General features: G+C 61.5%; 28 protein-coding genes. 24 read left to right on the top strand and 4 right to left on the bottom strand.

Going from position 1 to position 23,765, the window contains the following annotated elements; all coding sequences use genetic code 11:
- Positions 1-3: 3 nt before the first annotated feature.
- The 3 genes from IV098_RS11190 (at position 4) to IV098_RS11180 (ending at position 2,762) form a co-directional block, all read left to right on the top strand.
- Positions 4-1,572, top strand: a complete 1,569-nt coding sequence (locus IV098_RS11190) for a hypothetical protein (protein WP_296889123.1) — start codon at positions 4-6, stop codon at positions 1,570-1,572.
- A gap of 235 nt (positions 1,573-1,807) precedes the next feature.
- On the top strand, positions 1,808-2,398 hold the full coding sequence (gene wrbA / locus IV098_RS11185; protein ID WP_296889121.1) for an NAD(P)H:quinone oxidoreductase: 591 nt from the start codon (positions 1,808-1,810) through the stop codon (positions 2,396-2,398).
- 4 nt (positions 2,399-2,402) lie between these two features.
- Positions 2,403-2,762, top strand: a complete 360-nt coding sequence (locus IV098_RS11180) for a DUF2069 domain-containing protein (RefSeq protein WP_296889119.1) — start codon at positions 2,403-2,405, stop codon at positions 2,760-2,762.
- Here the strand turns inward: IV098_RS11180 and IV098_RS11175 are convergent.
- Entirely contained in the window at positions 2,759-2,977 is a 219-nt protein-coding gene (locus IV098_RS11175; RefSeq protein WP_296889117.1) for an RNA-binding S4 domain-containing protein, read from the bottom strand. The two genes, IV098_RS11180 and IV098_RS11175, sit on opposite strands and share 4 nt — an antisense overlap.
- A 186-nt stretch (positions 2,978-3,163) precedes the next feature.
- On the opposite strand from IV098_RS11175, the gene IV098_RS11170 reads away from it, so the two are divergent.
- From IV098_RS11170 to IV098_RS11070, 21 genes are all read left to right on the top strand, one after another.
- Entirely contained in the window at positions 3,164-4,207 is a 1,044-nt protein-coding gene (locus IV098_RS11170) for a MoxR family ATPase (protein WP_296889115.1), read from the top strand.
- A gap of 16 nt (positions 4,208-4,223) precedes the next feature.
- Positions 4,224-4,565: a hypothetical protein gene (locus IV098_RS11165; protein WP_296889113.1), complete on the top strand. Its 342-nt coding sequence runs from the start codon at positions 4,224-4,226 to the stop codon at positions 4,563-4,565.
- Positions 4,566-4,630: 65 nt separating this feature from the next.
- Positions 4,631-5,887 (top strand): VWA-like domain-containing protein, encoded by a 1,257-nt coding sequence (locus tag IV098_RS11160; protein WP_296889111.1) that lies wholly within the window; start codon positions 4,631-4,633, stop codon positions 5,885-5,887.
- A gap of 14 nt (positions 5,888-5,901) precedes the next feature.
- On the top strand, positions 5,902-6,774 hold the full coding sequence (locus IV098_RS11155; protein ID WP_296889109.1) for an Hsp33 family molecular chaperone HslO: 873 nt from the start codon (positions 5,902-5,904) through the stop codon (positions 6,772-6,774).
- Positions 6,775-6,832: 58 nt separating this feature from the next.
- Positions 6,833-7,117: a hypothetical protein gene (locus tag IV098_RS11150; RefSeq protein ID WP_296889106.1), complete on the top strand. Its 285-nt coding sequence runs from the start codon at positions 6,833-6,835 to the stop codon at positions 7,115-7,117.
- 52 nt (positions 7,118-7,169) lie between these two features.
- Positions 7,170-8,873 (top strand): GspE/PulE family protein, encoded by a 1,704-nt coding sequence (locus IV098_RS11145; protein ID WP_296889104.1) that lies wholly within the window; start codon positions 7,170-7,172, stop codon positions 8,871-8,873.
- 2 nt (positions 8,874-8,875) lie between these two features.
- Positions 8,876-10,105: a type II secretion system F family protein gene (locus tag IV098_RS11140; RefSeq protein ID WP_296889102.1), complete on the top strand. Its 1,230-nt coding sequence runs from the start codon at positions 8,876-8,878 to the stop codon at positions 10,103-10,105.
- Between the two features lie 134 nt (positions 10,106-10,239).
- Complete coding sequence (locus IV098_RS11135) at positions 10,240-10,803, top strand: type II secretion system protein (RefSeq protein ID WP_296889100.1); 564 nt, start codon at positions 10,240-10,242, stop codon at positions 10,801-10,803.
- A gap of 11 nt (positions 10,804-10,814) precedes the next feature.
- Positions 10,815-11,315, top strand: a complete 501-nt coding sequence (locus IV098_RS11130) for a type II secretion system protein (RefSeq protein WP_296889098.1) — start codon at positions 10,815-10,817, stop codon at positions 11,313-11,315.
- A complete protein-coding gene (locus tag IV098_RS11125; RefSeq protein ID WP_296889096.1) occupies positions 11,305-11,886 on the top strand; it encodes a prepilin-type N-terminal cleavage/methylation domain-containing protein in 582 nt (193 codons plus the stop codon). The genes IV098_RS11130 and IV098_RS11125 overlap by 11 nt, the downstream gene beginning before the upstream one ends.
- Positions 11,883-12,407, top strand: a complete 525-nt coding sequence (locus tag IV098_RS11120) for a prepilin-type N-terminal cleavage/methylation domain-containing protein (protein ID WP_296889095.1) — start codon at positions 11,883-11,885, stop codon at positions 12,405-12,407. Before IV098_RS11125 ends, IV098_RS11120 begins: the two co-directional genes overlap by 4 nt.
- Complete coding sequence (locus tag IV098_RS11115) at positions 12,404-12,817, top strand: hypothetical protein (RefSeq protein ID WP_296889093.1); 414 nt, start codon at positions 12,404-12,406, stop codon at positions 12,815-12,817. The genes IV098_RS11120 and IV098_RS11115 overlap by 4 nt, the downstream gene beginning before the upstream one ends.
- Before the next feature lie 52 nt (positions 12,818-12,869).
- Complete coding sequence (gene pilM, locus IV098_RS11110) at positions 12,870-13,793, top strand: agglutinin biogenesis protein MshI (protein WP_296889090.1); 924 nt, start codon at positions 12,870-12,872, stop codon at positions 13,791-13,793.
- Positions 13,790-14,404 carry a hypothetical protein gene (locus tag IV098_RS11105; RefSeq protein WP_296889088.1) on the top strand — a complete coding sequence of 205 codons (615 nt, stop codon included), beginning with the start codon at positions 13,790-13,792 and terminating at the stop codon, positions 14,402-14,404. The genes pilM and IV098_RS11105 overlap by 4 nt, the downstream gene beginning before the upstream one ends.
- Entirely contained in the window at positions 14,404-15,084 is a 681-nt protein-coding gene (locus IV098_RS11100) for a type II secretion system protein GspM (protein ID WP_296889086.1), read from the top strand. The genes IV098_RS11105 and IV098_RS11100 overlap by 1 nt, the downstream gene beginning before the upstream one ends.
- On the top strand, positions 15,069-15,389 hold the full coding sequence (locus IV098_RS11095) for a hypothetical protein (RefSeq protein WP_296889084.1): 321 nt from the start codon (positions 15,069-15,071) through the stop codon (positions 15,387-15,389). Before IV098_RS11100 ends, IV098_RS11095 begins: the two co-directional genes overlap by 16 nt.
- A gap of 45 nt (positions 15,390-15,434) precedes the next feature.
- A complete protein-coding gene (locus tag IV098_RS11090; RefSeq protein WP_296889082.1) occupies positions 15,435-17,087 on the top strand; it encodes a pilus (MSHA type) biogenesis protein MshL in 1,653 nt (550 codons plus the stop codon).
- Positions 17,084-17,977, top strand: a complete 894-nt coding sequence (locus IV098_RS11085; RefSeq protein WP_296889080.1) for an AAA family ATPase — start codon at positions 17,084-17,086, stop codon at positions 17,975-17,977. The genes IV098_RS11090 and IV098_RS11085 overlap by 4 nt, the downstream gene beginning before the upstream one ends.
- 270 nt (positions 17,978-18,247) lie before the next feature.
- Complete coding sequence (locus IV098_RS11080) at positions 18,248-19,048, top strand: tetratricopeptide repeat protein (RefSeq protein ID WP_296889078.1); 801 nt, start codon at positions 18,248-18,250, stop codon at positions 19,046-19,048.
- Positions 19,049-19,342: 294 nt separating this feature from the next.
- A complete protein-coding gene (locus IV098_RS11075; protein WP_296889076.1) occupies positions 19,343-19,570 on the top strand; it encodes a hypothetical protein in 228 nt (75 codons plus the stop codon).
- Between the two features lie 46 nt (positions 19,571-19,616).
- Positions 19,617-20,495, top strand: a complete 879-nt coding sequence (locus tag IV098_RS11070; RefSeq protein ID WP_296889073.1) for a PEP-CTERM sorting domain-containing protein — start codon at positions 19,617-19,619, stop codon at positions 20,493-20,495.
- On the opposite strand, the gene IV098_RS11065 is transcribed toward IV098_RS11070, so the two are convergent.
- The 3 genes from IV098_RS11065 to IV098_RS11055 are packed head-to-tail and all read right to left on the bottom strand — an operon-like array spanning position 20,496 to position 23,724.
- Positions 20,496-21,650, bottom strand: a complete 1,155-nt coding sequence (locus IV098_RS11065; protein WP_296889071.1) for a pyridoxal phosphate-dependent aminotransferase — start codon at positions 21,648-21,650, stop codon at positions 20,496-20,498.
- Positions 21,647-22,432, bottom strand: a complete 786-nt coding sequence (locus IV098_RS11060; RefSeq protein ID WP_296889068.1) for a zinc-dependent peptidase — start codon at positions 22,430-22,432, stop codon at positions 21,647-21,649. The genes IV098_RS11065 and IV098_RS11060 overlap by 4 nt, the downstream gene beginning before the upstream one ends.
- Positions 22,429-23,724: a DNA recombination protein RmuC gene (locus IV098_RS11055; RefSeq protein WP_296889066.1), complete on the bottom strand. Its 1,296-nt coding sequence runs from the start codon at positions 23,722-23,724 to the stop codon at positions 22,429-22,431. The genes IV098_RS11060 and IV098_RS11055 overlap by 4 nt, the downstream gene beginning before the upstream one ends.
- Positions 23,725-23,765: the final 41 nt, after the last annotated feature.

Raw genomic sequence — 23,765 nt, 5'->3', positions numbered from 1 at the left:
CGCATGCTCACGCTCGGCGTTCCCCGCATCGATCTGTCGATTTCGCGCACGGTCGACACCCGGCCGAAGGCGGTGGCGGCATGGCTGGAGTGCCTGCCTTTCGCCAGTCCGATGGAAAGCGCCCAGCAGCTGGTCACCGCTTTGTACGCGCTCAATCGCAGCCCGCTGGGCGAGACCGTGCGTTACACCCTGATGCAGCTGTATCGCCCAGTCGTGGTGCGCGTGTGCAGGAATCTGGAAACGCTGCTCGCCGGCTTTGGCGTGCCGCCGCGTACCCAGCAACGGCAGCTTGGCGTATTGCTGCGCGAATTGCAGATCGAACACAGCATCGGCTACAAACACCTGCTGCTGGCGCAGATCCAGCCGCGCTCGGGCCGTGTCAACGCCAGACTGCTGGCCGAAATCTCGGCGCAGCTGATGGCTGCGTTGCGCGACATCCAGACCGCCTGCCAGCTGACCCGTACCCTGACCACGCCCGGGCTGTGGCAGGAACTGCATGCGCTTTACGCCTATGCGCAGACCGCCAGGCTGGCCGACAGCGCGACAAACGATACGCCTGCCCTCAGTCTGGCTTACCGGCAGGCTGTGTTGATGGCGTTGGCCGATCCGCCACGCATGCGTCACGCCGAGATTACCTTCACCCGTCACGTGCTGGATCGATTCGCCGGGCTGGCGCAGTTGTGCGACGCGCCCGTCGACCGGCATCGCGGTTTTGCGGTTCCGACCGCGGGCGACGCCGCCCCCAGCCATTACGCACCGGGCCGCCATTCCGGCAGTGCCTGGCTCGACACCGAGACGCTGTGCTTCCAGTTGCACGAAACCGTCCTCGAACTGCGTGACGGCGCGTCGCTGCGCCGGGTGGGGCTGGCGCCGGAAATGGAAGCCGAATTCAGCCTGAGCACCTGCATCCGCTTGCTCAAGCAATGGAGCAGCGGGGCCGCGCGCACTTACAAGCGCTACCCCACGCCTGGCCGCGCGGCACAGACGGTGGCGGGGGTGAGCGCCATACACCGTCTGCTGGAAAAAGCGGCGCAGGCGAGACGGCCCGCATCGCTGGAATCGGATGCGCACCATATCCACATCATCGAACCTTCGTTCGCCGGAGCGGCTGGCGCCAGCACGGCCCACTGGATCAGCAGCAACGACAGCGCCGTGGGGCTGGCCCTCAACGGTGCGCCGGACGTGCCTTTGAACCTGAAAGTGGGCGATGCGCTGGCGGTGCGCGTAGGCAATGCCGCAGACTGGTCGCTGGGCGTGATTCGCTGGAGCCGGATGCGCGACGCGCAGCAGGTCGAGCTTGGTGTCGAGCGGCTTGCGCCGCAGGTCGAGCCGGCGTGGGTGCGCCCCTTGCGTGGCGGCAAACTGGCGGAGCCCGCTTTATTCGTTCCCGGACTTGCCGCACTCAGGCAAAATGACCGCCTGTTGCTGCCCCATCATCTCTATCAGGTCGGGATGGACGCCGAGGTCGTGCACGCCCACCATCGCTACATGCTGACTTTCGGCAAGCGTTTCGAACATACGCCGAGCTTCGACCTGATCGACTTCACGATTTTTGCCGACCTTCCTACATGATCCTAGAAACCGCAGTTGACCGCGCCCTTGTCTTGCGAGACCAGCATGAATACTGACTTTTTTGCCTTCGATGACGTTCACCGCCTAGGTGAGAGCGCTACGCACCCGCTGGCGCGCCAGCTCGTGCGCCTGTCTTTGTCGCGCCTCCTTGCGGGCCCCGGCCCGCAGCGTCGTTGCTTCGCGACAGCCACCCGATCTAACGCACCATCGAGTGCGTTCAACTGCGGTTTCTAGGATGATCGAAATTCTAGTGTTGTATTACAGCGCCCACGGCAGCGTGCGCGAAATGGCGCAGCTGGTTGCGCGCGGCGTCAACCAGGCCGGTGCAGTGGCGCGGCTGCGCAGCGTGCCGCCGGTGGCCCCGCGCACCCAGGTGGCCGAGCCGCCGGTGCCGGAGGATGGCGCGCCCTATGTCGAACTGGCCGATCTCGAGCAGTGCGCGGGACTGGTACTGGGCTCGCCGACGCGTTTCGGCAACATGGCGGCGCCACTGAAGTATTTTCTCGACACCACCGGCGCGCTGTGGGCCAAGGGCGCGCTGGTCGGCAAGCCGGCTGCCGTGTTTACCTCCACTGCCAGCCTGCACGGCGGCCAGGAAACCACGCTTACCAGCATGATGACCCCGCTGCTGCATCACGGCATGCTGATACTCGGCTTGCCGTACACGCTGCCCGAAGTGAATCTCACTGCCAGCGGCGGCACGCCCTACGGCGCCAGCCATTGGGCCGGGCCTGCCGACGACAAGCCGCTGACCGACGACGAGCGCAGCCTGTGCATCGCGTTGGGCAAACGGCTGGCCGAAACCGCCATGAAGCTGGCAGCGTGAACGCATGAAAGCCTTGCAAATGATTTCAAGCGTCAGCCTGATCGGGCTGATCTTTCTCTGCCTGGCATGGGAGTTGTGGCTGGCGCCGGTGCGCCCGGGCGGCTCCTGGTTGGTGCTGAAAACCCTGCCCTTGCTGGTGCCGCTGATGGGCATCCTCAAAGGCCGCCGCTACACCTACCAATGGGCGCCGATGCTGCTGCTGTTCTATTTCAGCGAAGGCGTGATGCGTGCCTGGAGCGATAGTGGCTTGTCGGCGCAACTGGGCTTGGCCGAGGTCGTGCTGTCCGTGGTGTTTTTCTTTGCCGCGATCTACTACGCCAAATTCAGCGCGCCGTCGCGGCAAGCATCGCCGCATCAAGTTTAAGCAGCGACGACCCGAATCTCCTGTCCGAGGCAGCGCACGGTCTGGTTGGCGCGGATTTTGGCGGTTTTGCGGCTCTCGGGCTGGCCGTCGACCGTCGCTTCGCCGTTGGCGATCATGAGCTTGGCCTGGCCGCCGCTGTCGGCGATGCCGATCAGTTTGAGCAGATCGCACAGCGCGATGTATTCGCCGCTGAGTTTGAATTCCTGGGTGTTCATGCTGGATTCTGCTGTCGGGCGGGTGGGGCAGCGAGTTTAACCCCGTCGGGCGCGGGCTGGATGATCGACATGCCAGTGGGTGTTACCCGTACCGGCCGGCGGGTTTTGGGTTCCACCCAAACCGGCGAGCGTTTATCATTCGGCACACCTTTGCTGTCCTGACCCTCGCTGTCTTGAACCGATACCATGCGCCCCTCACATATTGAAATCATCCTCGACCGCGAATTCGAAAGCGCGGCCGACGGCCACCATACGCCCGTGATGCTGTGGGGTCCGCCCGGCGTTGGCAAGTCGCAGATCGTCGCCAAGATTGCCCAGCAGCACAGCGTGCCGTTGATCGATATCCGGCTGTCGCAGATGGAGCCGACCGACCTGCGCGGGATTCCGTTTCGCAACGGCGATCTGGTCGAATGGTCGATCCCCTCGGTGCTGCCGGATGCCGAACGCCACGGCCCGGCCGGCATTCTGTTTCTCGACGAGATCACCTCGGCGCCGCCGACCGTATCGGCCGCCGCGTATCAGCTGATCCTCGACCGTCGCCTCGGCGAATACCGGGTACCCGACGGTTGGGTGATCTTCGCGGCGGGCAACCGTCAGGGCGATCGCGGCGTGACCTACGCCATGCCGGCGCCGCTGGCCAACCGCTTCACCCACTACGAAGTCGAAGTGAACCTCGACGACTGGGTGGACTGGGCGAACAGCGAGGACATCGATCCGCGCGTGATCGCTTTCCTGCGCTTCCGCCCCGATCTGCTGTTCAGCTTCGATCCGGCGCATACGCCGATCGCCTTTCCCAGCCCGCGTTCGTGGGAATACGCGCACCGCGCGCTGCAAAAATTCGACAAGACCACCTTGCTCGCCGATTCGCTCGTCGCCTGCGTGGGGCAATCGGCCGGACTGGAGCTGAAAACCTTCGTCGACAACATGGCGCAGATGCCCGACATCGACGCGATCATCGACGGCCAGGACGCCGAGGTGCCGCAGGGTGTCGACCTGCAATACGGCGTCGCCGCCGCGCTGGTGCGCAAGGCGGTGCAGGCCGCCGACAGCGGCAATGCGGCGACCATCTACGGCAACATCCTGAAGTACGCGCACCGGTTCCCGCAGCGCGAACTGGGCGTGATGCTGGTGTCCGACCTCCATCGCGCTGTCGGCCGGCCGCTGTTCGCCGTGCCGGCCTTCGCCGAATGGGCGAACAGCATTGCCGACCTCGTTCTCTACGAACACTGAGTGAGTCGCCACACTCATGGCCATTGTTGATCGAATCACCTACGCACTCATTGGGGCCCTGTTTGGGGCTCTCGTTGGTGTTGCTTGTTGGTGGCTCTATGGCCTCGCACACTCCCTGAATTACCATGGCCCAAGTATCGATCCAGTCCTACGGCATTGGGTCACATACGCCGGGTGGGCCTTTGCGGCTATTGGTTTTTTATTTCGCCAACGCTTAGCCAATGTAATCGGCGACACGATCAACGCCATCTTTCACTTTGAGGTCGATATAGCGCCTGATGAGCGGCGTGGCCTTGTTGTCGGCTTGGTGTTCTTGGTAATTATCGTCGCAGCCATTTGGTTTACTGTGCCAACGTGAGCTATGCCTGCTAACTCATCATTTTTCAAGCGGGACGCGCTAAAGCGCGCCCCTTAACTCAAACGATGTCTGACGCTGACGACGCCGCACTCGCGCCGATCCTCACCAAGCTTGCGGCCGCCCGCACGCGGCTCATCATGGAGCGGCCTTTTCTCGGTTCGCTGGTGATGCATCTGCCGCTGAAACCCGCGCCCGAGTGGTGCAAAACCACCGGCACCGATGCCAAGGCGTTCTATTTCAATCCCGTTTTCATCGACAACCTCAGCCTCGCGCAGACGCAGTTCGTGCTGGCGCATGAGGCCATGCACTGCGCGATGGGTCACGACCACCGCCGCAACGGGCGCATCAAGCGGCGCTGGGACGTGGCGTGCGAACACGCGGTCAACCTGATCCTGATCGAGGACGGCATGAAGCCGCCGCTGCACGGCATTCTCGCCGACCAGAATTTCATGACGCTGTCGGCGGAGGAAATCTATCCGCTGATCCCCGAAGACACGCCGGAAGAATCCTTCGACGAGCATCTGTTCGACAGCGACAACGAGACTGGCGCCAGCCCCGACGAGAATCAGCGCCAGGACGATCCGGACGCCGGCAGTTCGGGCGGGCAGGGCAAGGAAGGCCAGAGCGAGGCCGAGGAACGCGAGGGCAGCGGCAGCCAGGTTTCGCAAAAGCCCGATCCGCTGTCGCAAAGCGAGCGCGAGGAACTGGCCGAGCAGTGGAAAAACCGGCTCGCCGCCGCTGCGCAGTCGGCACGCCAGGCGGGCAAGCTGTCACAGTCGATGCAACGCTGGGTCGACGGCCTGCTGGCGCCCAGCTTGCCGTGGCGCGCACTGCTGGCGCGTTTTTTCGCGGTCAACCAGCGCGACGATTATTCGTGGCGGCGGCCTTCGCGCCGCGAAGGCGCAGCGATCCTGCCGCGGCTGTCGAGCGAAGGACTGGAAGTGATTGCCGCGATCGACACCAGCGGCTCGATCAACGACGACGAACTGCGCGAATTCGTCAGCGAACTCGATGCGCTCAAAGGCCAGGTACGCGCCAGGGTCACGCTGCTGGCCTGTGACAACCATGTCGCCGACAATGCACCGTGGGAATTCGAACCCTGGGATGCCATGCAGCTGCCGAACGATATCGAAGGCGGCGGCGGCACCGATTTCCGCCCGGTGTTCGAGTGGGTCGAAGCCGAAAACCGCAGCCCCAACATCCTGGTGTATTTCACCGATGCAGAAGGCGATTTTCCGAAAACGCCGCCAAACTACCCGGTGATCTGGCTGGTGAAGGGCAAGGGCGGCGTGCCCTGGGGCGAACGGGTACAACTCAATTGAACGCAGAAAACCTGATGCCAGAATCCACACACGCGATCGCTTCGTCCAGTCGCGTCCGCAGCTTCTTTTTCGAGCAGCTCGACATCCGCGGCGCCTGGGTGCAACTGGGCCCGGCCTGGCGCGAGATGACTGCCGGACGCAATTATCCGGAACCTGCGCTGGATCTGCTGGGCCAGCTGGCGGCCGTGACGACGCTGCTCGGCGCCAATCTCAAGCAGCGCGGGCGGCTCGGTTTTCAGCTGCGCGGCGCAGGGAAAATCTCCCAGCTGGTGATGGATTGCGACGAGCAATTGCGTCTGCGCGGCATGGTTCATACGGCGGCGCGCCTGCCGGCCGGTAGCCTGTCCGCCTTGCTGGGCGACGGCGCGCTGACCCTGACGCTCGATACCGAAGGCATGCGCCAGCCTTATCAAAGCCATGTGCCCCTGCAGGGCGATACCCTGGCGGCGGTGTTCGAACATTACCTGGAACAATCCGAACAGCAGCCCACCCGTTTGTGGTTGGCGGCCAACCATGAAACGGCAGCGGGCCTGTTCCTGCAGGCCTTGCCGGGCGCCGCGCTGCGCGATGCCGACGGCTGGAACCGGGTGCAGATCCTGGCCGGCACGGTGCAGCCGGAGGAATTGCTGGGCTTGGGGTCGATCAAGTTGATCGAGCGCCTGTTCCCGGAAGAGGACGTGCGGGTATACGACCCGCGCCCGGTCAGTTACCACTGCCCGTATGATCTGGCCAAGGTGGAGTCGATGCTGCAAAGCGTGGGGCAGGCCGAATGCGAATCCATCCTGGCCGAACAGGGTGAAATCCGCGTGCATGACGATATTTGCAACCATTCCTACGTGCTGGATGCGGCCGCGGTGGCTGCCCTGTTCGCGCCGGCACCCGATTGATTCGCCATCCCGGACAGGCCGCACAGGCTGCAGCCGGACTTGAACGAAAGGACGCGCGATGCTTAAACATGGGCTGATGTTGGGATTGCTGGCACTTGCAACTCAAGCGCTGGCTGAAGATGGACGTTATGAAGCCTTGCCGCTGGCAGTTGCCGACGGCGGCAAAGGCGGCGGACGGGCGCTGATTGTCGATACCCGTGACGGCCATGTCTGGGTCTGGAGCGAAAACGAGCTCCTGACCTCGCCAGGCGGCCAGCGCCGTTACGGCTCGGGCTTTATTTACCAAGGCAAGTTGCGCCCGGGTACGCATCCCGGCGAGATTATCGAACAGCAGTCCCGCTAACCGGATGGCGCGCGTTTCGCGGCCATTCATCACAATGATCTGGATCTGATGCATGGCGCGCCCCGAAAAAATTCGTCTTGGTGATTTGCTGGTTAAGGAAGGCCTGATTTCGTCGGCCGTTCTGGACACGGCGCTGGCCGAGCAGAAAAAATCGGGACGGCGGCTGGGGCGGGTGCTGGTCGATTCCATGCTGGTCACCGAAGAGGCGATCGGCAAGGCGCTGGCGCGCCAGCTGGGCGCGCCCTTTGTCGACCTCAAGCAATCGCCGGTCGATCCGGCTGCGCTGAAGCTGCTGCCCGAAAGCCCCGCGCGGCGCTTGCGCGTGATGCCGCTCAAGGTGCTGCCGGAAGGCCTGCTGGTCGGCATGTCCGATCCCGGCGACCTGTTCGCCTACGACGAGCTGGCGCGCCTCACCAATCTCGACATCCATGTCGCCGTGGTCACCGAAAGCGACCTGCTGACCGCCTACGACCGACACTACCGCCGCACCGAGGAAATCGGCGGCTACGCCAAGGAACTGGAGCAATCGCTCAAAGGCAGCGACGACACCCTGCTGGATGCGCTGAACGCCGAAGCCGGTTCGCTCGACGCGCCGGTGGTGCGCCTGATCCAGACCCTATTCGAGGATGCACTGCAGGTGCGCGCCTCCGACATCCATATCGAACCCCAGGAAAAGAAGCTGATCATCCGCTTCCGCATCGACGGCATCCTGCATGTGCAGACCGAGGCCGAGCCCACCGTGGCACAGGCCTTGTCGATGCGCCTGAAAATCATCTCGGGGCTGGACATCTCGGAAAAGCGCCTGCCGCAGGATGGCCGCTTCCACCTCACCATCAAGGGGCGGCCGCTCGATATCCGCCTGTCGACGCTGCCGACCCAGCATGGCGAATCGATCGTCATGCGCCTGCTGGCAACCGATGGCGGCATGCTGGATCTGGAACGCATCGGCATGCCCGATGCCATGCTGGCCCGCTATCGCAGCATCATCGCCCGCCCCAACGGTCTGGTCCTGGTGACCGGCCCCACCGGCAGCGGTAAAACCACCACGCTCTACGCCTCGCTGAACACGTTGAACAAGGTGGATAGCAAGCTCATCACGGTCGAAGACCCGGTCGAATACCGCCTGCCCGGCGTGATGCAGGTGCAGGTCAACGAAAAAATCGACATGAGTTTTTCGCGCGCGTTGCGCTCCATCCTGCGGCAGGACCCCGACGTCGTGCTTATCGGCGAAATGCGCGATGCGGAAACTGCGCAAATCGGTTTGCGCGCCGCACTGACCGGTCACCTGGTGTTTTCCACCCTGCACACCAACGACGCCGCCAGCACCCCCGTGCGGCTGATCGACATGGGCGCGCCGCGTTTCATGGTGGCCACAGCCCTGCAGGCGGTGGTGGCGCAGCGGCTGGTGCGGCAAGTGTGCTGGCATTGCGGGCAGCCGCATACACCCACCCCGCATGAAATGAACTGGCTCGAAAGCATGGGCGCAGGAGCTGATCCCACCGGATTCACGGTGGGCGCCGGTTGCCAACAATGCAATCACACCGGCTATCGTGGCCGCATGGCGGTGTACGAAATGCTGGAAATGACGTCTGCCTTGGCGCAAGCCGCCAACCAGCCCGATCCGCGCGAGTTTCTTACCGCCGCACGGCTGGCAATGGCAGGGCAGACCCTTGGACACCACGCGCTGGCGCTGGCGCGCAGCGGAAAAACCAGTCTGGCCGAAGCCGCTAAGGTCAGCAATCAGGGTGACGATTGAGTATGGGGCTGTTTCATTATCAGGCACGCACGGGTAAGGGAGAACTGCAAAAAGGCCGTTTTGAGGGTGCCAATTCGGCCGAAGTGGCCGACCATTTGCTGGCTGCCGGCCTGATTCCAGTCGATATCAGTGCCTTGCCCGATCCGGTTGAATTCAACCTCGGCGAAGTGCTGGGCAAGAACCGCGCGCAGTCGATCGGCATCGTCGAATTGCAGCTGTTTTCGCGCCAGCTTCACACCATGCTGCGCGCCGGCGTGCCGATCTTGCGCGCGCTGACCAGCTTGCGCGAGTCCAGTATCAATCCCGGGTTCGCCCGCGTGCTGGCCGACATCAACGATGGTCTGGGGCAGGGGCGCGAACTGTCGATGTGCCTGGCGCGCCACCCCAAGATTTTCGACAGCTTTTATCTGGCGATGGTCCGCGTCGGCGAAATGACTGGCCGCCTCGACAACGTGCTGGACCGTCTCGCCGTGCATCTGGATTTCGAACGCCGCGCACGCGAAATGGTGAAAGGCGCGATCCGCTATCCGCTGTTCGTCGTCATCGCGCTGATGGTGGCCATGCTGGTGATCAATCTGTTCGTCATTCCCGCGTTTTCCAAGGTCTATGCCGGGATGAATGCCGAACTGCCGCTTATGACGCGCTTCCTGATCGCCACGTCCACGTTTACCCGGGAATACATTCATTTCCTGATTGCCGGGGCAGGCATGGCGCTGCTTGGCTTCATCGGCTGGAGAGGCACCGACCGGGGACGCTACAACTGGGACCGCTTCAAGCTGAGGATACCCATCGTCGGCAAAATCCTGCGCAAATCGGCGCTGGCACGTTTTGCCCGCAGCTTCGCGCTGGCCTCCAAATCGGGCGTGCCGATCCTGCAGGTGCTGACCGTGGTCGCCGCCGTCGCCGACAATCGCTACTACGCCGACAAGATCGGCAACATGCGCGAAGGCATCGAGCGCGGCGAATCGCTGCTGCGTACCGCTACCCTGACCGGCGTCTTTACCCCGGTGGTGCTGCAGATGCTGGCCGTCGGCGAAGAAACCGGCGAACTCGACAACCTGCTGCAGGAAATCGCCGTCATGTACGAGCAGGAAGTCGAATACGAAATTTCCACCCTGTCGCAGCAGATCGAGCCCATTCTCATCACCGCGCTGGGCGCGATGGTGCTGGTGCTGGCCTTGGGGGTTTTCCTGCCGATCTGGGATATGGGATCGAAAACCTTCGGTCATTAAACCGTTTCGAATGCAGGCACGCATTTTCCGTGCCTGTTTTGCCGGAGCGCACTGAAAAAGCCTCAAGTCCCTTGCAGCGTCGCCGATAAGACTTCCATGCACCGTATGGGTGTGGATAAATTTCGGAGAACGCAATGAAGATTCAATCGCTTACTCAAGGCCATCGGATGCGTGGTTTCACCATGATCGAACTCATCGTGGTGATCGTCATTCTCGGTATTCTGGCTGCGGTCGCATTGCCGCGCTTTACCAACATCCAGCGCGATGCGCGGATTGCCAAGCTTAATGCGGCACGCGGTGCGGTGCAGGCGGCGGCGGCGATGGTTTATGGCACGGTGCAGGCACGCGGCGGGATTCCTGATGCGGGAGCTTGCGCTGGGGCGGGTTTCGCAGGTTTGGCTAACAATGCCGCAAACGGCACGGTCTGCACCCAAAGCGGCCGGGTTCAGCTTGCTAACTTTTACCCTACTCGCGCAGGATGGAACGGTATCGTCAACGCTGCCGGGCTGACTTCGCAATGGGTTACGGCTAATGCCGGCGCCGGTGGCCTCAATAATGAGGGTTACAACTATGCACCCGGTACCGGCACATTTCAGGTATTAGGCGGCCCAGTCCCGGCCAACTGCTCGTTTACGTATACCAACGCGCCGCTGAATGGTGCACCTGCAATCAGTGCAGTCAACATCGCTGGCTGCTGACCGAGGCTGTCATGTTCAATCTGAACCGCGGCGCATGCCGCGGTTTTACCTTCGTGGAACTGGTTCTGGTGCTGACCATCGCAGGTGTGCTGGCGGCGGTAGCGGGGCCGCGCATGGTCGATCGCACGGCATTCCAGACGCACGGTGGTGCAGCTGAAATCCGCACCGCCTTGCGCTATGCGCAAAAACTGGCGCTGGCAAAAAATCGCGAGGTGTGCGTGACCCTGATGCCCACGGGTTTGGCACTGATGCTGGAGGAACCCGTGGTGCCTGGGGCCACTATCTGCACTCAGGATGTGCAACGTATCGGTGGCAATCCTTCCCCTACGCCCCCTCCGCCTTCTGTGACAACCTATACGGTGACGCTGCCTGCCGGGATTGGTCTGACCTATTCTGTGCCCAATTTCAGCTTCGACCGCATGGGGAGCCCCAACCCCAATGGCATCGTAAATTTGACCGTGGGCGGTAGCGCGCCGGTAACAGTGGAGCCGGATACCGGTTATGTGCACTGATTCGCCGATCCGGAAAGTTGTCCAGCGCGGTCTTACGCTGATCGAGCTACTCATATTCATTGTCATCGTCGGCGTTGCGGCGACGGCTATTTTGGGTGTGTTCGGCAACCTCACCCGCAGTTCTGCTAGCCTGCTGCCGGACAAGCAGGCGCAAGCCATCGCCGCCAGCATGCTGCAAGAAGTCCTGGCACAGCCATTTACCTTTTGCGATCCAAACGATCCGGCTGCGCCTACCGCTGCAGCACCTGGCGGTTGTGCCGATCCGGAAACCCCTATGACTTCAGAGCCTGGTGAAACCCGCACCGGGCCATCACGCTTCGATAATGTCAATGATTACAACAGTGGGGTAGATCTTCCCGTTGTTCTTCCAAATCAACTGCCAGCCACGGGCGCAACGGCTTTGGCGGGCTTACCCAATTACACCTATCGGATAACAGTTGCGCCTACCAATGCACTGCCCAATGTAGCGCCGAATGACGCTTTGCGGGTCACCGTAGTCGTTACCGGGCTGAATGGGGCGACAGCACAACTCCAAGGCGTGCGCATTCGCTATGCGCCCAACTCGATATGAAGCGCGTGATGAGGCGATTTGACTCCAAACGCTGCGCTGGCTTTTCGCTCATCGAAATGGTCGTGGCGATCACCGTACTGGGGGTTCTGAGTGGCTCCGCGGCGGTATTCCTGCGTGGGCCGATAACCAGTTATTTCGATACTGAACGACGGGTCGATCTTTCGGATGCGGGGGGGCTGGCAATGGAGAAACTGACGCAGGATATTGCTCGTGCAGAACCTGCAAACAACGTCAACGTTACGGTTGCAGGCGCGAGCGGCTTCCCTTTGACTTTTGTTCCACGCTTGAACCCGGCTCAGCCAATAACTTATAGCTGTGTTGCAAGTGCGATCAACCCGGGGCGACGCGATCTACGCCGAAATCCAGGTAACGCATTGCTGGCTACCAACCTTGTCACTTGTCAGGCACGTCGCTTCCCCGCTGCCGGTACGCCTGCGCGCTGGGTCACGCTCGTGCTCGGTTTCGATAGCGCGGGAGATCGTTTGACGCTTTATCACACCATACGTATTGATTTGCCATGAAGCTTCGACAATTGAAACGCTCCGAGCAAGGATTTGCGCTGATTGCTGCCATTGTGCTGATCGTGATTCTGGCCGCAATGGCTGGTTTTGTGGCGACGATGGTGTCCGGGCAAAGTGCTGGACAACAACTCGAACGCATGTCTGGGGTGGCGGATCGAGCTGCACAAACCGGGGTGGAGTGGGGAGCGTATCAGGTGTTGCGACAGTCTCCTGGCGTTTGCCCCTTTGTACCTGCCGTGCAACCGCTTTCCGTGCCGGGCACGCCCGTTGGAATGACGGTTGCGGTGAGCTGCGCGCCGGGGGCGGTGCCAGCGACTTACCAGATTACCGCCACTGCCATCTTTGACGCGCCTGCGAGTCCGGCGGGTCTGAATTACGTGGAACGCGTCAAAACGGCGGTCTTCCCGTGAAGGACGCAAACCTGATCATGCTTGTTATACTCGCCAGCACTTATCCCCATCCATGACTTCTCGTTTGTTGACCTGGTTCAAACGCAAGCAGCAGAACGGCTATCTGGCGATTCAGGCCGGGGCGGGTTTGCTATCCCATGCTGAACTGAGTTGGCAAAATGGCCGCCCGAATCTGAATTCATGCATCAGCCGTCCGGAAGATGGCGATTTGGTGAAAAGCTGGAGCGTGTTCGGCAGTTCGCCGGTGCCGGTTGGGGTGGTGCTGTCGGCGGGCGAGTATCAGCTGCTGCCGATCGATGCGCCGCCGGTTCCGCCGGAAGAAATGAAAATGGCGGTGCGCTGGAAAATCAAGGATCAAATCGAATTCCCAGTCGACGACGCCACGGTGGACGTGATCCGCCTGGAATCGGGCGCGGAGGCGAGCGGCAAGCTGCTCGCCGTGGTAGCGCACAACCGCGTGCTGAAAAAATACATGGAACTGTCCGAGCGCGCCCACTTCAATCTGGTGGCGATCGATATTCCCGAACTGGCACAGCGCAATATCGCGGCGCTGCTGGAAACCCCGGACCGGGTGCTGGCGCTGCTCTCGTTCACTCCGCAGGGCGGCCTGCTGACGGTGACCCGTAACGGCGAGCTGTGTTTCCACCGCCGGCTGGAGTGCAATCCGGTTGAGTTGATGGAGCAGGATGCCGAGCGCCGCAGCGTGGTGTTCGATCGCCTCGCGCTGGAGCTGCAGCGCAGTCTCGATCACATCGAACGGCAGCACAGCGGCTGGCACCTCGACAAGATCGTGCTGGCGCCGCCGCCCGTCGTCCCCGGGATGGCAGACTACCTGCGGCAGCAGCTTTATTTGCCGCTCGAACTGGCCGATCTTGCTGCGCTGTTTCCCGGCCAGCTCCCGGACGATGCAGACAAGCTTTCAGCGTGCTGGTTTGCGCTGGGCGGTGCATTGCGACGCGAGGATAAGGCGCTGTGAGCCTGCAACAGATCAATCTGCTGAACCCGCAGCTGCTCACGCCGCAGGTTGCCTTTTCCAGCAAAACCATCGCGTGGATGCTGCTGGGCGTGGTGGCGGTTGGCCTGCTGGTTTACGGCTGGGTGGAGCGCAATGCCGGCGACATCCAGCAACAGCAGGACAAGGTGCAAGCGGTGCGCGACGAATTGCAGGCCAAGATCGATGCGCAAAGCCAGCCATCCGAGGAGGGCGTCACGCCGGAAGACCAGCACAGTCAGGCGGTTGCTGAAGAAAAGCGCCGGCTGGTGCAATTGCAGAAGTTGCAGATGGCGCTGGGCGGAGTGAAGGGCGAAGTCGGGTTTTCCGCGCGTTTGCACGCTTTGGCCAACGAGGGTTTAACCGGCGTGTGGCTGACCGACATCGAATTCGGCCGTGCGGATTTTCACCTGATGGGGCGCGCACTGGAGCCGGCACGCATTCCCGATTACCTGGCGTTGCTGTCACGGCAGCCGGGCTTGCAGGATTTGCCGCTGAGCCGCTTCGACATTCTGCCGCGCAATGAGGAGACCGGCGAGACGGTGGCTGTCCCGGGCGTTGCCTTTGCGGTCAACCAATCAGGGGAAGCCGAATAATGGATTCGCTCAAGCTGGCCTGGAAAACCTGGTCGATGCGGATCGACGCGATGAGCTTTCGCGAACGCATCCTGGTGTTTGTGGCGGTGGCGGGCGTGGCCATGAGCCTGATGTTTGTCGGCTTGATCGAGCCTGCGCTCAAGCGCCAGGAGCAGATGCTGATGAACAGCGCGGCCTTGCAGGAAGAAATTTTCACCCTGCGCGGGCAACTGGCCAGTCTTGATCCGGCGAATCAAAGCGGCGCCAATACCGAACTGGGACGCTTGCGCGCGCAGGCCAAACTGATCGAGCAACAGGTCAAGGCCCGTGAAAGCGGCCTGATCGGGCCGGAAAAAATGATTGCGGCGCTCAAGACCTTGATGTCAGACCAGTCAGGTTTGACGCTCGTTTCCCTGGAAAACGTGCCCGGCAAACCTGCCGTGACGACAAGCGATACTGATGCGACCACCGACACGCCTGCTCCGCCCCCGCTTCCCGTCGAACTGTACTACACGCACGGCGTCACCTTGCGCCTGCAAGGCAGCTATGCCGAACTGACGCGTTACGTGGAGCGGCTGGAGGCCTTGCCCTGGACCCTGCAATGGGAGTCGGTGCGTCTGGATGCGAATGCGCATCCGCGGATCGAGCTCACGCTCAAACTGAATACGCTGAGCCGGGAGGCGACATGGGCGCGGCTGTGAAGCAGTCAAGCCGGCAATTCCATTTGGCGCTGCTGCTTGCGCTGGCAACGGCCTGGGCTGAGGCGGCATTCGACCCGATGGCGCCGCCCACGACTTCGGCAACAGCCGCCGCGGTCCCACAAGACAGTACGTTGGCCTGGATACGGATGAATGGACGGCAGTCCATCGCCTGGTATGGCGGGGCAGCGGTCAGGGTGGGGGATGCGGTCAACGGCGGTCGGGTAAGCGCCATCCGTGAAGATCATATTGTCATTTCGGGTAAGGGCGGAAGCCGCACAATCTATCTGCTCGAACGCATGCATTGATACGCGCAGATGGATACGCGCAGAAGAAACGGGGAACTGAACATAATGAATAAATACATCGTCTTGGCTTGTCTGGTTTTGACGGGATGTGCCACCCCGGTCGGGCAGCAAGGTGCTGAAGCCATCCAGGCAGCGCTTGACCTGCCGGCAACAGCGCCGGTTGCCGCGCCGCCGGCTTCCGTGCAGCAGGCGGTGATGGACGCCGTGCGCGACAAGCCGGTTGCTGCAAAACCCGCTGGCAGCGAGCCGCGCTTTAGTTTGAACGTGAACAATGCCAAGGCGTCCGAGGTTTTCATGGGGATGGTGACGGGCACGCCTTACAGCATGCTGGTCCACCCGGATGTAAGTGGCAACCTGACGCTCAATCTGAAAAACGTGACGGTGCCCGAGGCGATGGAAGCCGTGCGCTCTCTGTATGGCTACGAATACGAGGTTCAGGGCAAGCGCATCATCGTGCCATCGCCCGCCATGCAGGCCCGCGTGTATCAGTTGAATGCCCTTGCGATGCTGCGCCAGGGCAAATCGGACACGCGCGTGGTGTCCGGCTCGGTCAGCCTGAGCAATGGCGGGGGTGGGGGCGGCGGAACCGACTCAGCACCTGCCAGTGCGTCCAAATCACTGGAAACCAGCAGTGTGCAAACCTCGACTGATTCCAAGTTTTGGGAAGAGATCACCAACTCACTGCAAACGCTGGTCGGCGAAGCGGGCAGCGTCGTGGTCAGTCCGCAGTCCGGCATCATCATTGTGAAAGCGGCACCGGCCAACCTGTTCATGGTGGAGAAATATTTGCGCGCATCAGAACTGATAAGTGCCCGCCAGGTAATGCTGGAAGCCAAGATTCTGGAAGTGGAATTGAACGATGGCTTCCAGTCGGGCATCAACTGGGCAGGACTGAATAACAATGGCCAAACCGCAGTCGGTCAGGATGGACTCAATGTGGGGACGGTGAACGGGGTGACCGTTAGCGGGTCCATCACGAACATGCTGGCGGGTGCGATACCGGGTGCCGCTGGCAGCTTGTTTGGTGTGTCCTTCAACGATGGAAATTTTGGCGTGGTCATCAATTTGTTGAAAACCCAAGGTGCGGTGCATGTTTTGTCCAGTCCGCGTATTGCGACCATCAACAATCAGAAAGCCGTGTTGCGCGTAGGAACCGATGACTTTTTTGTCACCGAGGTGACAGTGGGTACGGCGGGAACCCAAACCGTTACAGCCACGCCTTCGACGGTAACGGTTGAACCGTTCTTTTCGGGGGTTGCGCTGGATGTCACCCCGCAAATCGACGACAAGGACAACATTACGCTGCACGTGCGCCCATCGGTCAGCAAGGTTGTGGAGAAGACTAAAACAGTCAACTTGGGCGTGCAGGGCGGCACGCTTGTCCTGCCATTGGCATCCAGCACCATTTCTGAAACCGATAGCGTGGTGCGTCTCAAGGACGGTCAGATCGTGGCCATAGGCGGTCTGATGAGTCAGGTTAACGACGATAGTGACAACCGGGTTCCGCTACTGGGCGATATCCCCTATTTTGGCCAGCTGTTCGGCAATACCAGCCGCGCCAACCGCAAACGCGAGATGGTGGTATTGATTAAAACCACGCTGATTCGTGACAGTCAGGATTGGAACCGCGACCTGAATGACACCCAGCGGCGCTTCAAAACCTACGATCTTCCGGATTCCCAGCCCTTTCCCGAATGACCAGCTGGTGGGGGCATTTTGGCCTGCGTGAGCCGGCGTTTGGACTGACTCCGGATACCAGCTTCTATTTTCCGGCACTGCCGCATCGGGATGCCCATGAAACCCTGCTATACGCATTGAATGCAGGGGAAGGGTTTCTGGTCGTCGAGGGCGAAGTCGGAACCGGGAAAACCCTGCTGCTGCGGCGCTTGTTGAACAGTCTCCCGCCGCGCCTGCAGGCGGCTTTCGTTCCCAATCCCGGACTTGATCCGCGCGGTTTATACGCCGCCATCGCACTTGAATTCGGCTTGCCGGGCGAAGGAGGCAGCGAAGTGTTGCTGCATCGCCTGGAACGCCATTTCATCTCGCTGGCGCAAAACGACCGGCAGCCGGTTGTGCTGATCGATGAAGCGCAGGCCCTGCCGGCCGATACGCTGGAGGCCGTGCGCTTGCTGACCAATCTGGAAACCGAAAAACGCAAGCTGTTGCAAGTCGTGCTGTTTGGCCAGCCTGAGTTGATGGTGCGCCTGAGCGGGCAAAGCACCCGGCAGATACTGACCCGAATCAGCTTTCATGCGGCTTTGCGCCCACTCGTGAGACATGAAGTGGCGGCGTATGTACGGCATCGCTTGCAGGTGGCAGGCAGCGATCATGCCGTGTTTACCCGTTGCGCCCTGTTCGCGCTCTGGCGCGCATCGAGGGGCTTGCCGCGCCTAATCAACATCCTCGCGGCCAAAGCCATGATGCTGGCGTACGGGCGTGGGGTAGCGCAGGTCAATTGCAGACATGTGCTCGGCGCAGCCCGCGACACTCTGGCTACCCGCAAGCACGCTTGGTTGCCGTGGTTGTGGATGGCGGGTTTGCTCGGTTTGACGGTTGCAATGCTCAGCATCATGCGTGCGTTGGGATAGGAGCGGGACGAGGCGATGAGCGTCATCAATCAAATGTTGCGCGAGCTGGATGCCCGCGGGAGCGCGTCCAGCGATGCGCCAGAGACGCTGGCACGCGCTCCGGCGTCTCCCCGCAGTTCACGCAAACTGGCGGCTATGGGGTTGTTGCTGGCGCTAGTCGTGGGCCTCGGATACTGGATGCTGAATCCACCCCCGCAACGGCATGAGTCCGTCGCAGCCATACCGACCTTGCCCCATCTGCCGGATGCGCCGCCCGCACCGCGTGCACGCGTGCCGCCAGCAGACAGCCCGAATCCCTCACCTGTGCCGCGTGCTGTGAAGAGAGATACGATCGGAAAGCCCGGGCCGGCGAATATTCCGCTGATCCAGATGGCCACTTCACTGTCTATTGTCCCGTCCCAGCCTGCCGCCAAAGCAGGGCTGCCTGTTTCGTCGCCTGCATATTTGCCTGTCCGGGCGCAATCCGAGCCTGCAGACAGCAAAAAATCCTCGGTGGTCAAGAAAATGACCGAGCTGTCTCCAGAGGCGGAGGCGCAGCAGTTGTTCGACGAGGCCCAGGTTTTGCGCCGTGCCGGTCAAACCGAAGCCGCCATCGGCAAATACCGGAAGGCCCTGATACGCGATCCCGGGATGCGTTCCGCACGGCTCCAACTGGCAGGACTGCTACAGGATGCGGGTCAGTTCGATAAGGCCTTACTGGTTCTGACGACCGGTTATGAGCAACAGCCCGATGACGCATTGGCTATTGCGGCAGGGCGCATGCTGGCGGATCAGGGGCAGCGCGAAGAAGCGCTGAACTGGCTGAAGCGCGGGCAGGCGGGCATGCGTCCGGCGGATATTGCCTTGATGGGTGCCTTGCTTTCGCAAATGCAGCGCTACGAAGAGTCGGCGAGGGCCTATCAGCGTGCACTGGCAGCCGACCCCAGCCAGGGTGGGTGGCTGCTGGGTCTGGGCTTGGCGCTCGAAGCGCTGGGACGGATGGACGAGGCGCGGGTGGCTTATCGAAAAGCACTGGAACGGGGTGATTTCAAGCCCGAAGTGATCGATTTTTTACAGAAAAAAACCGCTTGATCGGAATCGCAACCAGACCTATTTACCCAAAAAGCGTTTTTGAGTTGTAATAAAACAACGCATTCGCGGTGAAGCAGAAGAAGTTCAATAGATAGTGGAATTGTCGGGCCGATTTGTTAAAATTCCGCGCGTCGGCTGGATCTCAAGTCCCGGACCGATCTCTGGTGTGGGTTTTTATATATGTGTACGAAAAGGGAAATACAATGAAATATTCCGTCCTCCTGGCTGCTCTGCTGGCTGTTTCCATGACCGCTTGTTCCAAAGAAGAAGCGCCTGCTGCTGAAGCGCCTGCTGTTGAAGCGCCGGCTGCTGAAGCTGCTGCTCCGGTGGAAGCTGCACCTGCTGAAGCTGCTCCCGCTGAAGCTGCACCTGCTGACGCTGCTGCACCTGCTGCTGATGCCGCTGCACCTGCTGCTCCCGCTCCCGCTGCCCAGTAATTCCGGGCTAAGGAATAAAGAAACCGGCCTTTGGGCCGGTTTTTTTTTCGTCTGTACGCCGGGTGAAGATCAACGTTTCTGCTGAAAGCCCAACGCTTCTTGCCATGCCGTGATCGATACGGCAGAAGCACATGGCAGCAATATCCCCAAACGGCAAGTTTGGCAGTTCATTCTCGTCTGGCCTGCGTTTCGCTGAGCCCAAGCTATCAATCACATTGACTCAAAGGGCTGCCATGCGCCTGCTTTCCATTTTGTCCGCTGTGCTCACCATGGCCTTTGCGATGCCGGCTGCGGCTTATACGATCGATGCCGATCTGTCTGACTGGGGTTTGCAGCGAAACGGCAACGTAGCGGACTGGACGCCTCATGCGCTGGCCAAGGCCTGGACGGTTGAGGACCAGACTGGCGGCCGGGGGATATATCTGACCCCTGGATATGGAGGGCAGGATTACGATGTCGAGGCCTTGTATGTCGATTACGACGCTTCCTATCTGTATCTGGCGCTGGTGACAGGTCACAGTCCGCTGACGTCCAATAGCGGCGGGAACTATGCGCCAGGCGACTTCGGCATCGATTTTGGTCGGGATGGCAGCTATGAATTCGGCCTGGAAACAACGGGCAGCAATGGGAAAGTTTCAGGCGGCCTGTACGCGGTGAGTACATGGGGTGCAGGTTTGTGGGGAGCGGCGAACGAGGGACCGACTTCCGTTCTGAATGGCACCCTGCTCGGGATGGGCGAAGTGGAATACAGCACAGTTGGCGTGGCCAATATGGGTACGTACATTTCCGACAAGCATTACTTCTACGAGGCGCGCATTCCGGTTGCGCTTTTCGGTTCGTATTGGGGAAACGGGGAGGCCTTCGCTGCGCACTGGACGATGAATTGCGCTAACGATTCGCTGATCGTCGATCCGGTTCCAGACGCCCACGTTCCCGAACCCGGTACGCTGGCATTGTTGCCGCTGGGTTTGCTGGGCATTTTCGGACTGGCGCGTCGCCGTCGCGGCTGATCAGCGGGCCAGGAAGTTTTCGAGTCTTGCGATGGCTTCTTTCAGACGCGGAAGCGGCTGGGTATAGGCAATCCGCAGATAGTGCTGCGCGTGATGCTGGCCGAAGTCCAGTCCCGGGGTGGTCGCTACCCCGATTGTTTCAAGCAGGGTCTGGGCCAGAATGAAACTGTCCTCCGTTAACGTCCGGCAGTCTGCATATATATAAAAAGCACCTTGCGGCTGTACCGGTATGCCGAATCCGCAGGCACGCAATGCCGGCATCAAGTAATCACGACGTGCATGCAGTTCGGCTTTGCGGCTTTCGAGCTCTTTAAGGCTGGCACTTGAGAATGCCGCCAGGGCAGCATGCTGCGCCGGGGTGGAGGCAGCCAGAAACAGGTTTTGCGCCAGCCTTTCCAGGCCCTCCAAGGCCCAGGCGGGCGCCACCAGCCAGCCCAGCCGCCAGCCAGTCATCAGGAAGTATTTCGAGAAGCTGTTGACGATAAAGACATCGTCCCAGCGAGCGGCACTGTGTTCGTCGCCGTCGTAGGTCAGCGCCAGATAAATCTCGTCCACGATCAAGGCCACGCCATGTGCACCGCACCAGTCATGGATGCGTGCAAGTTCTGCAGCGGAGATGGCGGTCCCGGTGGGGTTGGACGGGCTGGCAATGAGTACGGCGCGCGTGGCGGGGGTGGCGTGTCGCTCGATGTGCTGCAGCGTGAGCTGAAAGCCGCTGTCGGCATCGACCGGGATGGTGATGGCGCGGGCATCGCAAAACTGGGCGAAATGACGGTTGCAGGGGTAGCCGGGGTCGGCCATCAGCACGTCGTCGCCTGGCCCGGCCAGCAAACCCAAGGCCAGCAACAGGGCGCCGGATGCGCCCGGGGTGACGAGGATGTGCGTCGGCGCGACGGTTGCCTGCCAGCGCGTGTCATAAAACCCGGCGATCGCTTCACGCAGGGCGGGCAGGCCGAGTGCGCCGGTGTAGTGCGTGTGGCCTGCGCGCAAGGCGGCGATCCCCGCCTCAATGATGGGCTGCGGTGTGGCAAAGTCGGGCTCGCCGATTTCCAGATGGATGATGTCGCGCCCGGCAGCTTGCAGCGTCTGGGCGCGCGCCAGAATATCCATGACGTGGAATGGCGCAATGCCATCCATGCGGGCAGCCGTTTTCATGCTGATCTCCCTATTCCATCAGGTAGTCGTAGCAGCGGGTGCTGGCGGTAAAACAGGCACATCTGCTGGTAAACCGCCGGGTATTCCTGTTGCAGCAAGGCGGGAGTTTCGAAGAACACCTCGCTCAGCACGGCAAAAAATTCCGCCGGGTCGGAGGCTGCGTAAGGGTCGATCTCGGTGTCTTCTCCGGCGTCGATGCGCGCGCACAGGTCTGCATAGGCCGTGCTGAAATCGCGTGCCCAGGTAGCCGCATCCATGCCGCGATGCAGCGGCGGAAAGCCGTTGGCGTCGCCATTGAGCATGTCGAGCTTGTGGGCGAATTCGTGCAGCACAACGTTGACGCCATCGGCCTGCCCGCTGGCTTCGACGTCGGCAATCGACAGCACCAGCGGGCCGCCAAGCCAGGATTCGCCGGCCAGGATGTCGCGCGAATGGTGCACGATGCCGGCCTCGTCGACTTCTTCACGCAGTCGCAGAAACTCGTCCGGATAGAGAATGATTTCATTCCAGCTCCGGTAGCTGGCTTCGTCCAGCTGCAGGATCATCAGGCAGGCTTGGAGGGCGATCTTGAGTTGAGTGGTGGTGTCGACTTCTGCGCCCCCCGCCGCCGCAAAACTTTTGCCGTGGAGGAACAGGCTGGTGGTTTCGTGCAGGTGATTCAGCTCGGCCGCAGACAGGCCGTGCAGGATCGGTAGTTGCCCGACTGCCGTCTCGAAGTCGGCGCGTGGAACGGGGTGGCGTTTGAGGATGCGGGTGCGGCGCCAGCGGGCAAACCAGTTCATTCGTCGCTGTCGGGGTGCGGCAGGGCGACACCCACCGGGGGATGGTCGAGTTCAACCCGTTCGATCTGTGCGAAGCGTTTGCTGATCTTGTCGCTGGAGATGCGTACTTCGCCGACATCCTTGCTGGCCTGATCGATGTGGGAGGCGAGCTTTTTCATGCGCTCGTCGAAGCGCGCGAAGTCCTTCGCCAGTTTGCCGAGTTCGTCCTTGATCACGTGTGCCATGCGACGGGTTTCCGAATCGCGGATCACCGCGCGCGCGGTGTTCAGCACCGCCATCAGCGTGGTGGGCGAGGTGAGCCAGACGCGCCTTTTCTGTGCGTGCTCGACCAGGTCGGGGTGATAGGCGTGGATCTCGGCGAACACCGCTTCGGCGGGCAGGAACATCACGGCGCCGTCGGAGGTTTCGCCCGCGACGATGTACTTGGCGGCGATATCGTCGACATGCTTCTTTACGTCCATCTTGAACTGCCGGCGTGCACCGTCGCGTTCCACTGCCGCCAGGCTGTCGTCGAACATGCGGCTGTAGTTTTCCAGCGGAAATTTGGAATCGACGCATACGGTTCCGGTCGGCTCCGGCAGGATCAGCACGCAGTCGGCTCGCGCGCCGCTTTTCAGCGTGTGCTGGAAGGCATAGGCGTCGGGCGGCAGGCTGTTGCGCACCAGCGCTTCGAGCTGGACTTCGCCGAAGGCGCCGCGCGAGCGCTTGTCGCCCAGGATTTCCTGCAGCGACACGACGTTGCTCGCCAGGCCCTCGATCTTTTTCTGCGCTTCGTCGATCACTGCCAGCCGCGACATCACCGAGGTGAAGGTTTCATTGGTTTTCTTGAAGCCTTCGTCGAGCCGCTCGGCCACCTTGCCGGAGATTTCATTGAGTCGGCCATCGACCGTTTGCGAGAGTTGTTGCACCCGTTCGTTGAAGTGCGCCGTCATGCCTTTCAGCGTGTCCTGCAGCAGACTTTGCTCGGCACGCCCCTGTTCGATCAGTTTTTCCAGCATGGCGGTCTGGAACTGGCTGAACTGTCCGGTGACGGTTTCACGCGTTTCCGCCAGCCGCTCGGTCTGTGCCACTTGCAAGCTAGCCAGTTGCGTCTGCATGCGGTCGGACTGCTGCGACAGCCCGCTGTGCAGGTCGGTCAGCACGGCGCGGTGGCGGGCTTCCATGTCCTGCGCAAGCTGGGCAGGAAACTGGTTAAGGCTGCGCTGTTGCTGGCGCTGGAATCCGAGCAGTGCCAGGACCAGCACGATCAGCAGAATGAGTGCGGCAAGCAGGGCAAGTGTGGCGATGGGCATGGCCGGATTATACGGCGCAGGGCAGGGCGCTCGCGCGTGCG

Origin of the sequence: Thiobacillus sp. (genome assembly GCF_018780105.1) — a bacterium.
Classification (GTDB): Bacteria; Pseudomonadota; Gammaproteobacteria; order Burkholderiales; family Thiobacillaceae; genus Thiobacillus.
Note: the sequence above shows the minus strand (reverse complement) of the source record. Positions and strands in the feature narration are given on the sequence as shown.

Excerpts from the sequence above, each read along its gene's own strand:
- IV098_RS11190 (WP_296889123.1), top strand. The coding sequence starts at position 4 with ATGCTCACGCTCGGCGTTCCCCGCATCGATCTGTCGATTTCGCGCACG.
- wrbA (WP_296889121.1), top strand. The coding sequence starts at position 1,808 with ATGATCGAAATTCTAGTGTTGTATTACAGCGCCCACGGCAGCGTGCGC.
- IV098_RS11180 (WP_296889119.1), top strand. The coding sequence starts at position 2,403 with ATGAAAGCCTTGCAAATGATTTCAAGCGTCAGCCTGATCGGGCTGATC.
- IV098_RS11175 (WP_296889117.1), bottom strand. The coding sequence starts at position 2,977 with ATGAACACCCAGGAATTCAAACTCAGCGGCGAATACATCGCGCTGTGC.
- IV098_RS11170 (WP_296889115.1), top strand. The coding sequence starts at position 3,164 with ATGCGCCCCTCACATATTGAAATCATCCTCGACCGCGAATTCGAAAGC.
- IV098_RS11165 (WP_296889113.1), top strand. The coding sequence starts at position 4,224 with ATGGCCATTGTTGATCGAATCACCTACGCACTCATTGGGGCCCTGTTT.
- IV098_RS11160 (WP_296889111.1), top strand. The coding sequence starts at position 4,631 with ATGTCTGACGCTGACGACGCCGCACTCGCGCCGATCCTCACCAAGCTT.
- IV098_RS11155 (WP_296889109.1), top strand. The coding sequence starts at position 5,902 with ATGCCAGAATCCACACACGCGATCGCTTCGTCCAGTCGCGTCCGCAGC.
- IV098_RS11150 (WP_296889106.1), top strand. The coding sequence starts at position 6,833 with ATGCTTAAACATGGGCTGATGTTGGGATTGCTGGCACTTGCAACTCAA.
- IV098_RS11145 (WP_296889104.1), top strand. The coding sequence starts at position 7,170 with ATGGCGCGCCCCGAAAAAATTCGTCTTGGTGATTTGCTGGTTAAGGAA.
- IV098_RS11140 (WP_296889102.1), top strand. The coding sequence starts at position 8,876 with ATGGGGCTGTTTCATTATCAGGCACGCACGGGTAAGGGAGAACTGCAA.
- IV098_RS11135 (WP_296889100.1), top strand. The coding sequence starts at position 10,240 with ATGAAGATTCAATCGCTTACTCAAGGCCATCGGATGCGTGGTTTCACC.
- IV098_RS11130 (WP_296889098.1), top strand. The coding sequence starts at position 10,815 with ATGTTCAATCTGAACCGCGGCGCATGCCGCGGTTTTACCTTCGTGGAA.
- IV098_RS11125 (WP_296889096.1), top strand. The coding sequence starts at position 11,305 with ATGTGCACTGATTCGCCGATCCGGAAAGTTGTCCAGCGCGGTCTTACG.
- IV098_RS11120 (WP_296889095.1), top strand. The coding sequence starts at position 11,883 with ATGAAGCGCGTGATGAGGCGATTTGACTCCAAACGCTGCGCTGGCTTT.
- IV098_RS11115 (WP_296889093.1), top strand. The coding sequence starts at position 12,404 with ATGAAGCTTCGACAATTGAAACGCTCCGAGCAAGGATTTGCGCTGATT.
- pilM (WP_296889090.1), top strand. The coding sequence starts at position 12,870 with ATGACTTCTCGTTTGTTGACCTGGTTCAAACGCAAGCAGCAGAACGGC.
- IV098_RS11100 (WP_296889086.1), top strand. The coding sequence starts at position 14,404 with ATGGATTCGCTCAAGCTGGCCTGGAAAACCTGGTCGATGCGGATCGAC.
- IV098_RS11095 (WP_296889084.1), top strand. The coding sequence starts at position 15,069 with ATGGGCGCGGCTGTGAAGCAGTCAAGCCGGCAATTCCATTTGGCGCTG.
- IV098_RS11090 (WP_296889082.1), top strand. The coding sequence starts at position 15,435 with ATGAATAAATACATCGTCTTGGCTTGTCTGGTTTTGACGGGATGTGCC.
- IV098_RS11085 (WP_296889080.1), top strand. The coding sequence starts at position 17,084 with ATGACCAGCTGGTGGGGGCATTTTGGCCTGCGTGAGCCGGCGTTTGGA.
- IV098_RS11070 (WP_296889073.1), top strand. The coding sequence starts at position 19,617 with ATGGCAGCAATATCCCCAAACGGCAAGTTTGGCAGTTCATTCTCGTCT.
- IV098_RS11065 (WP_296889071.1), bottom strand. The coding sequence starts at position 21,650 with ATGAAAACGGCTGCCCGCATGGATGGCATTGCGCCATTCCACGTCATG.
- IV098_RS11060 (WP_296889068.1), bottom strand. The coding sequence starts at position 22,432 with ATGAACTGGTTTGCCCGCTGGCGCCGCACCCGCATCCTCAAACGCCAC.
- IV098_RS11055 (WP_296889066.1), bottom strand. The coding sequence starts at position 23,724 with ATGCCCATCGCCACACTTGCCCTGCTTGCCGCACTCATTCTGCTGATC.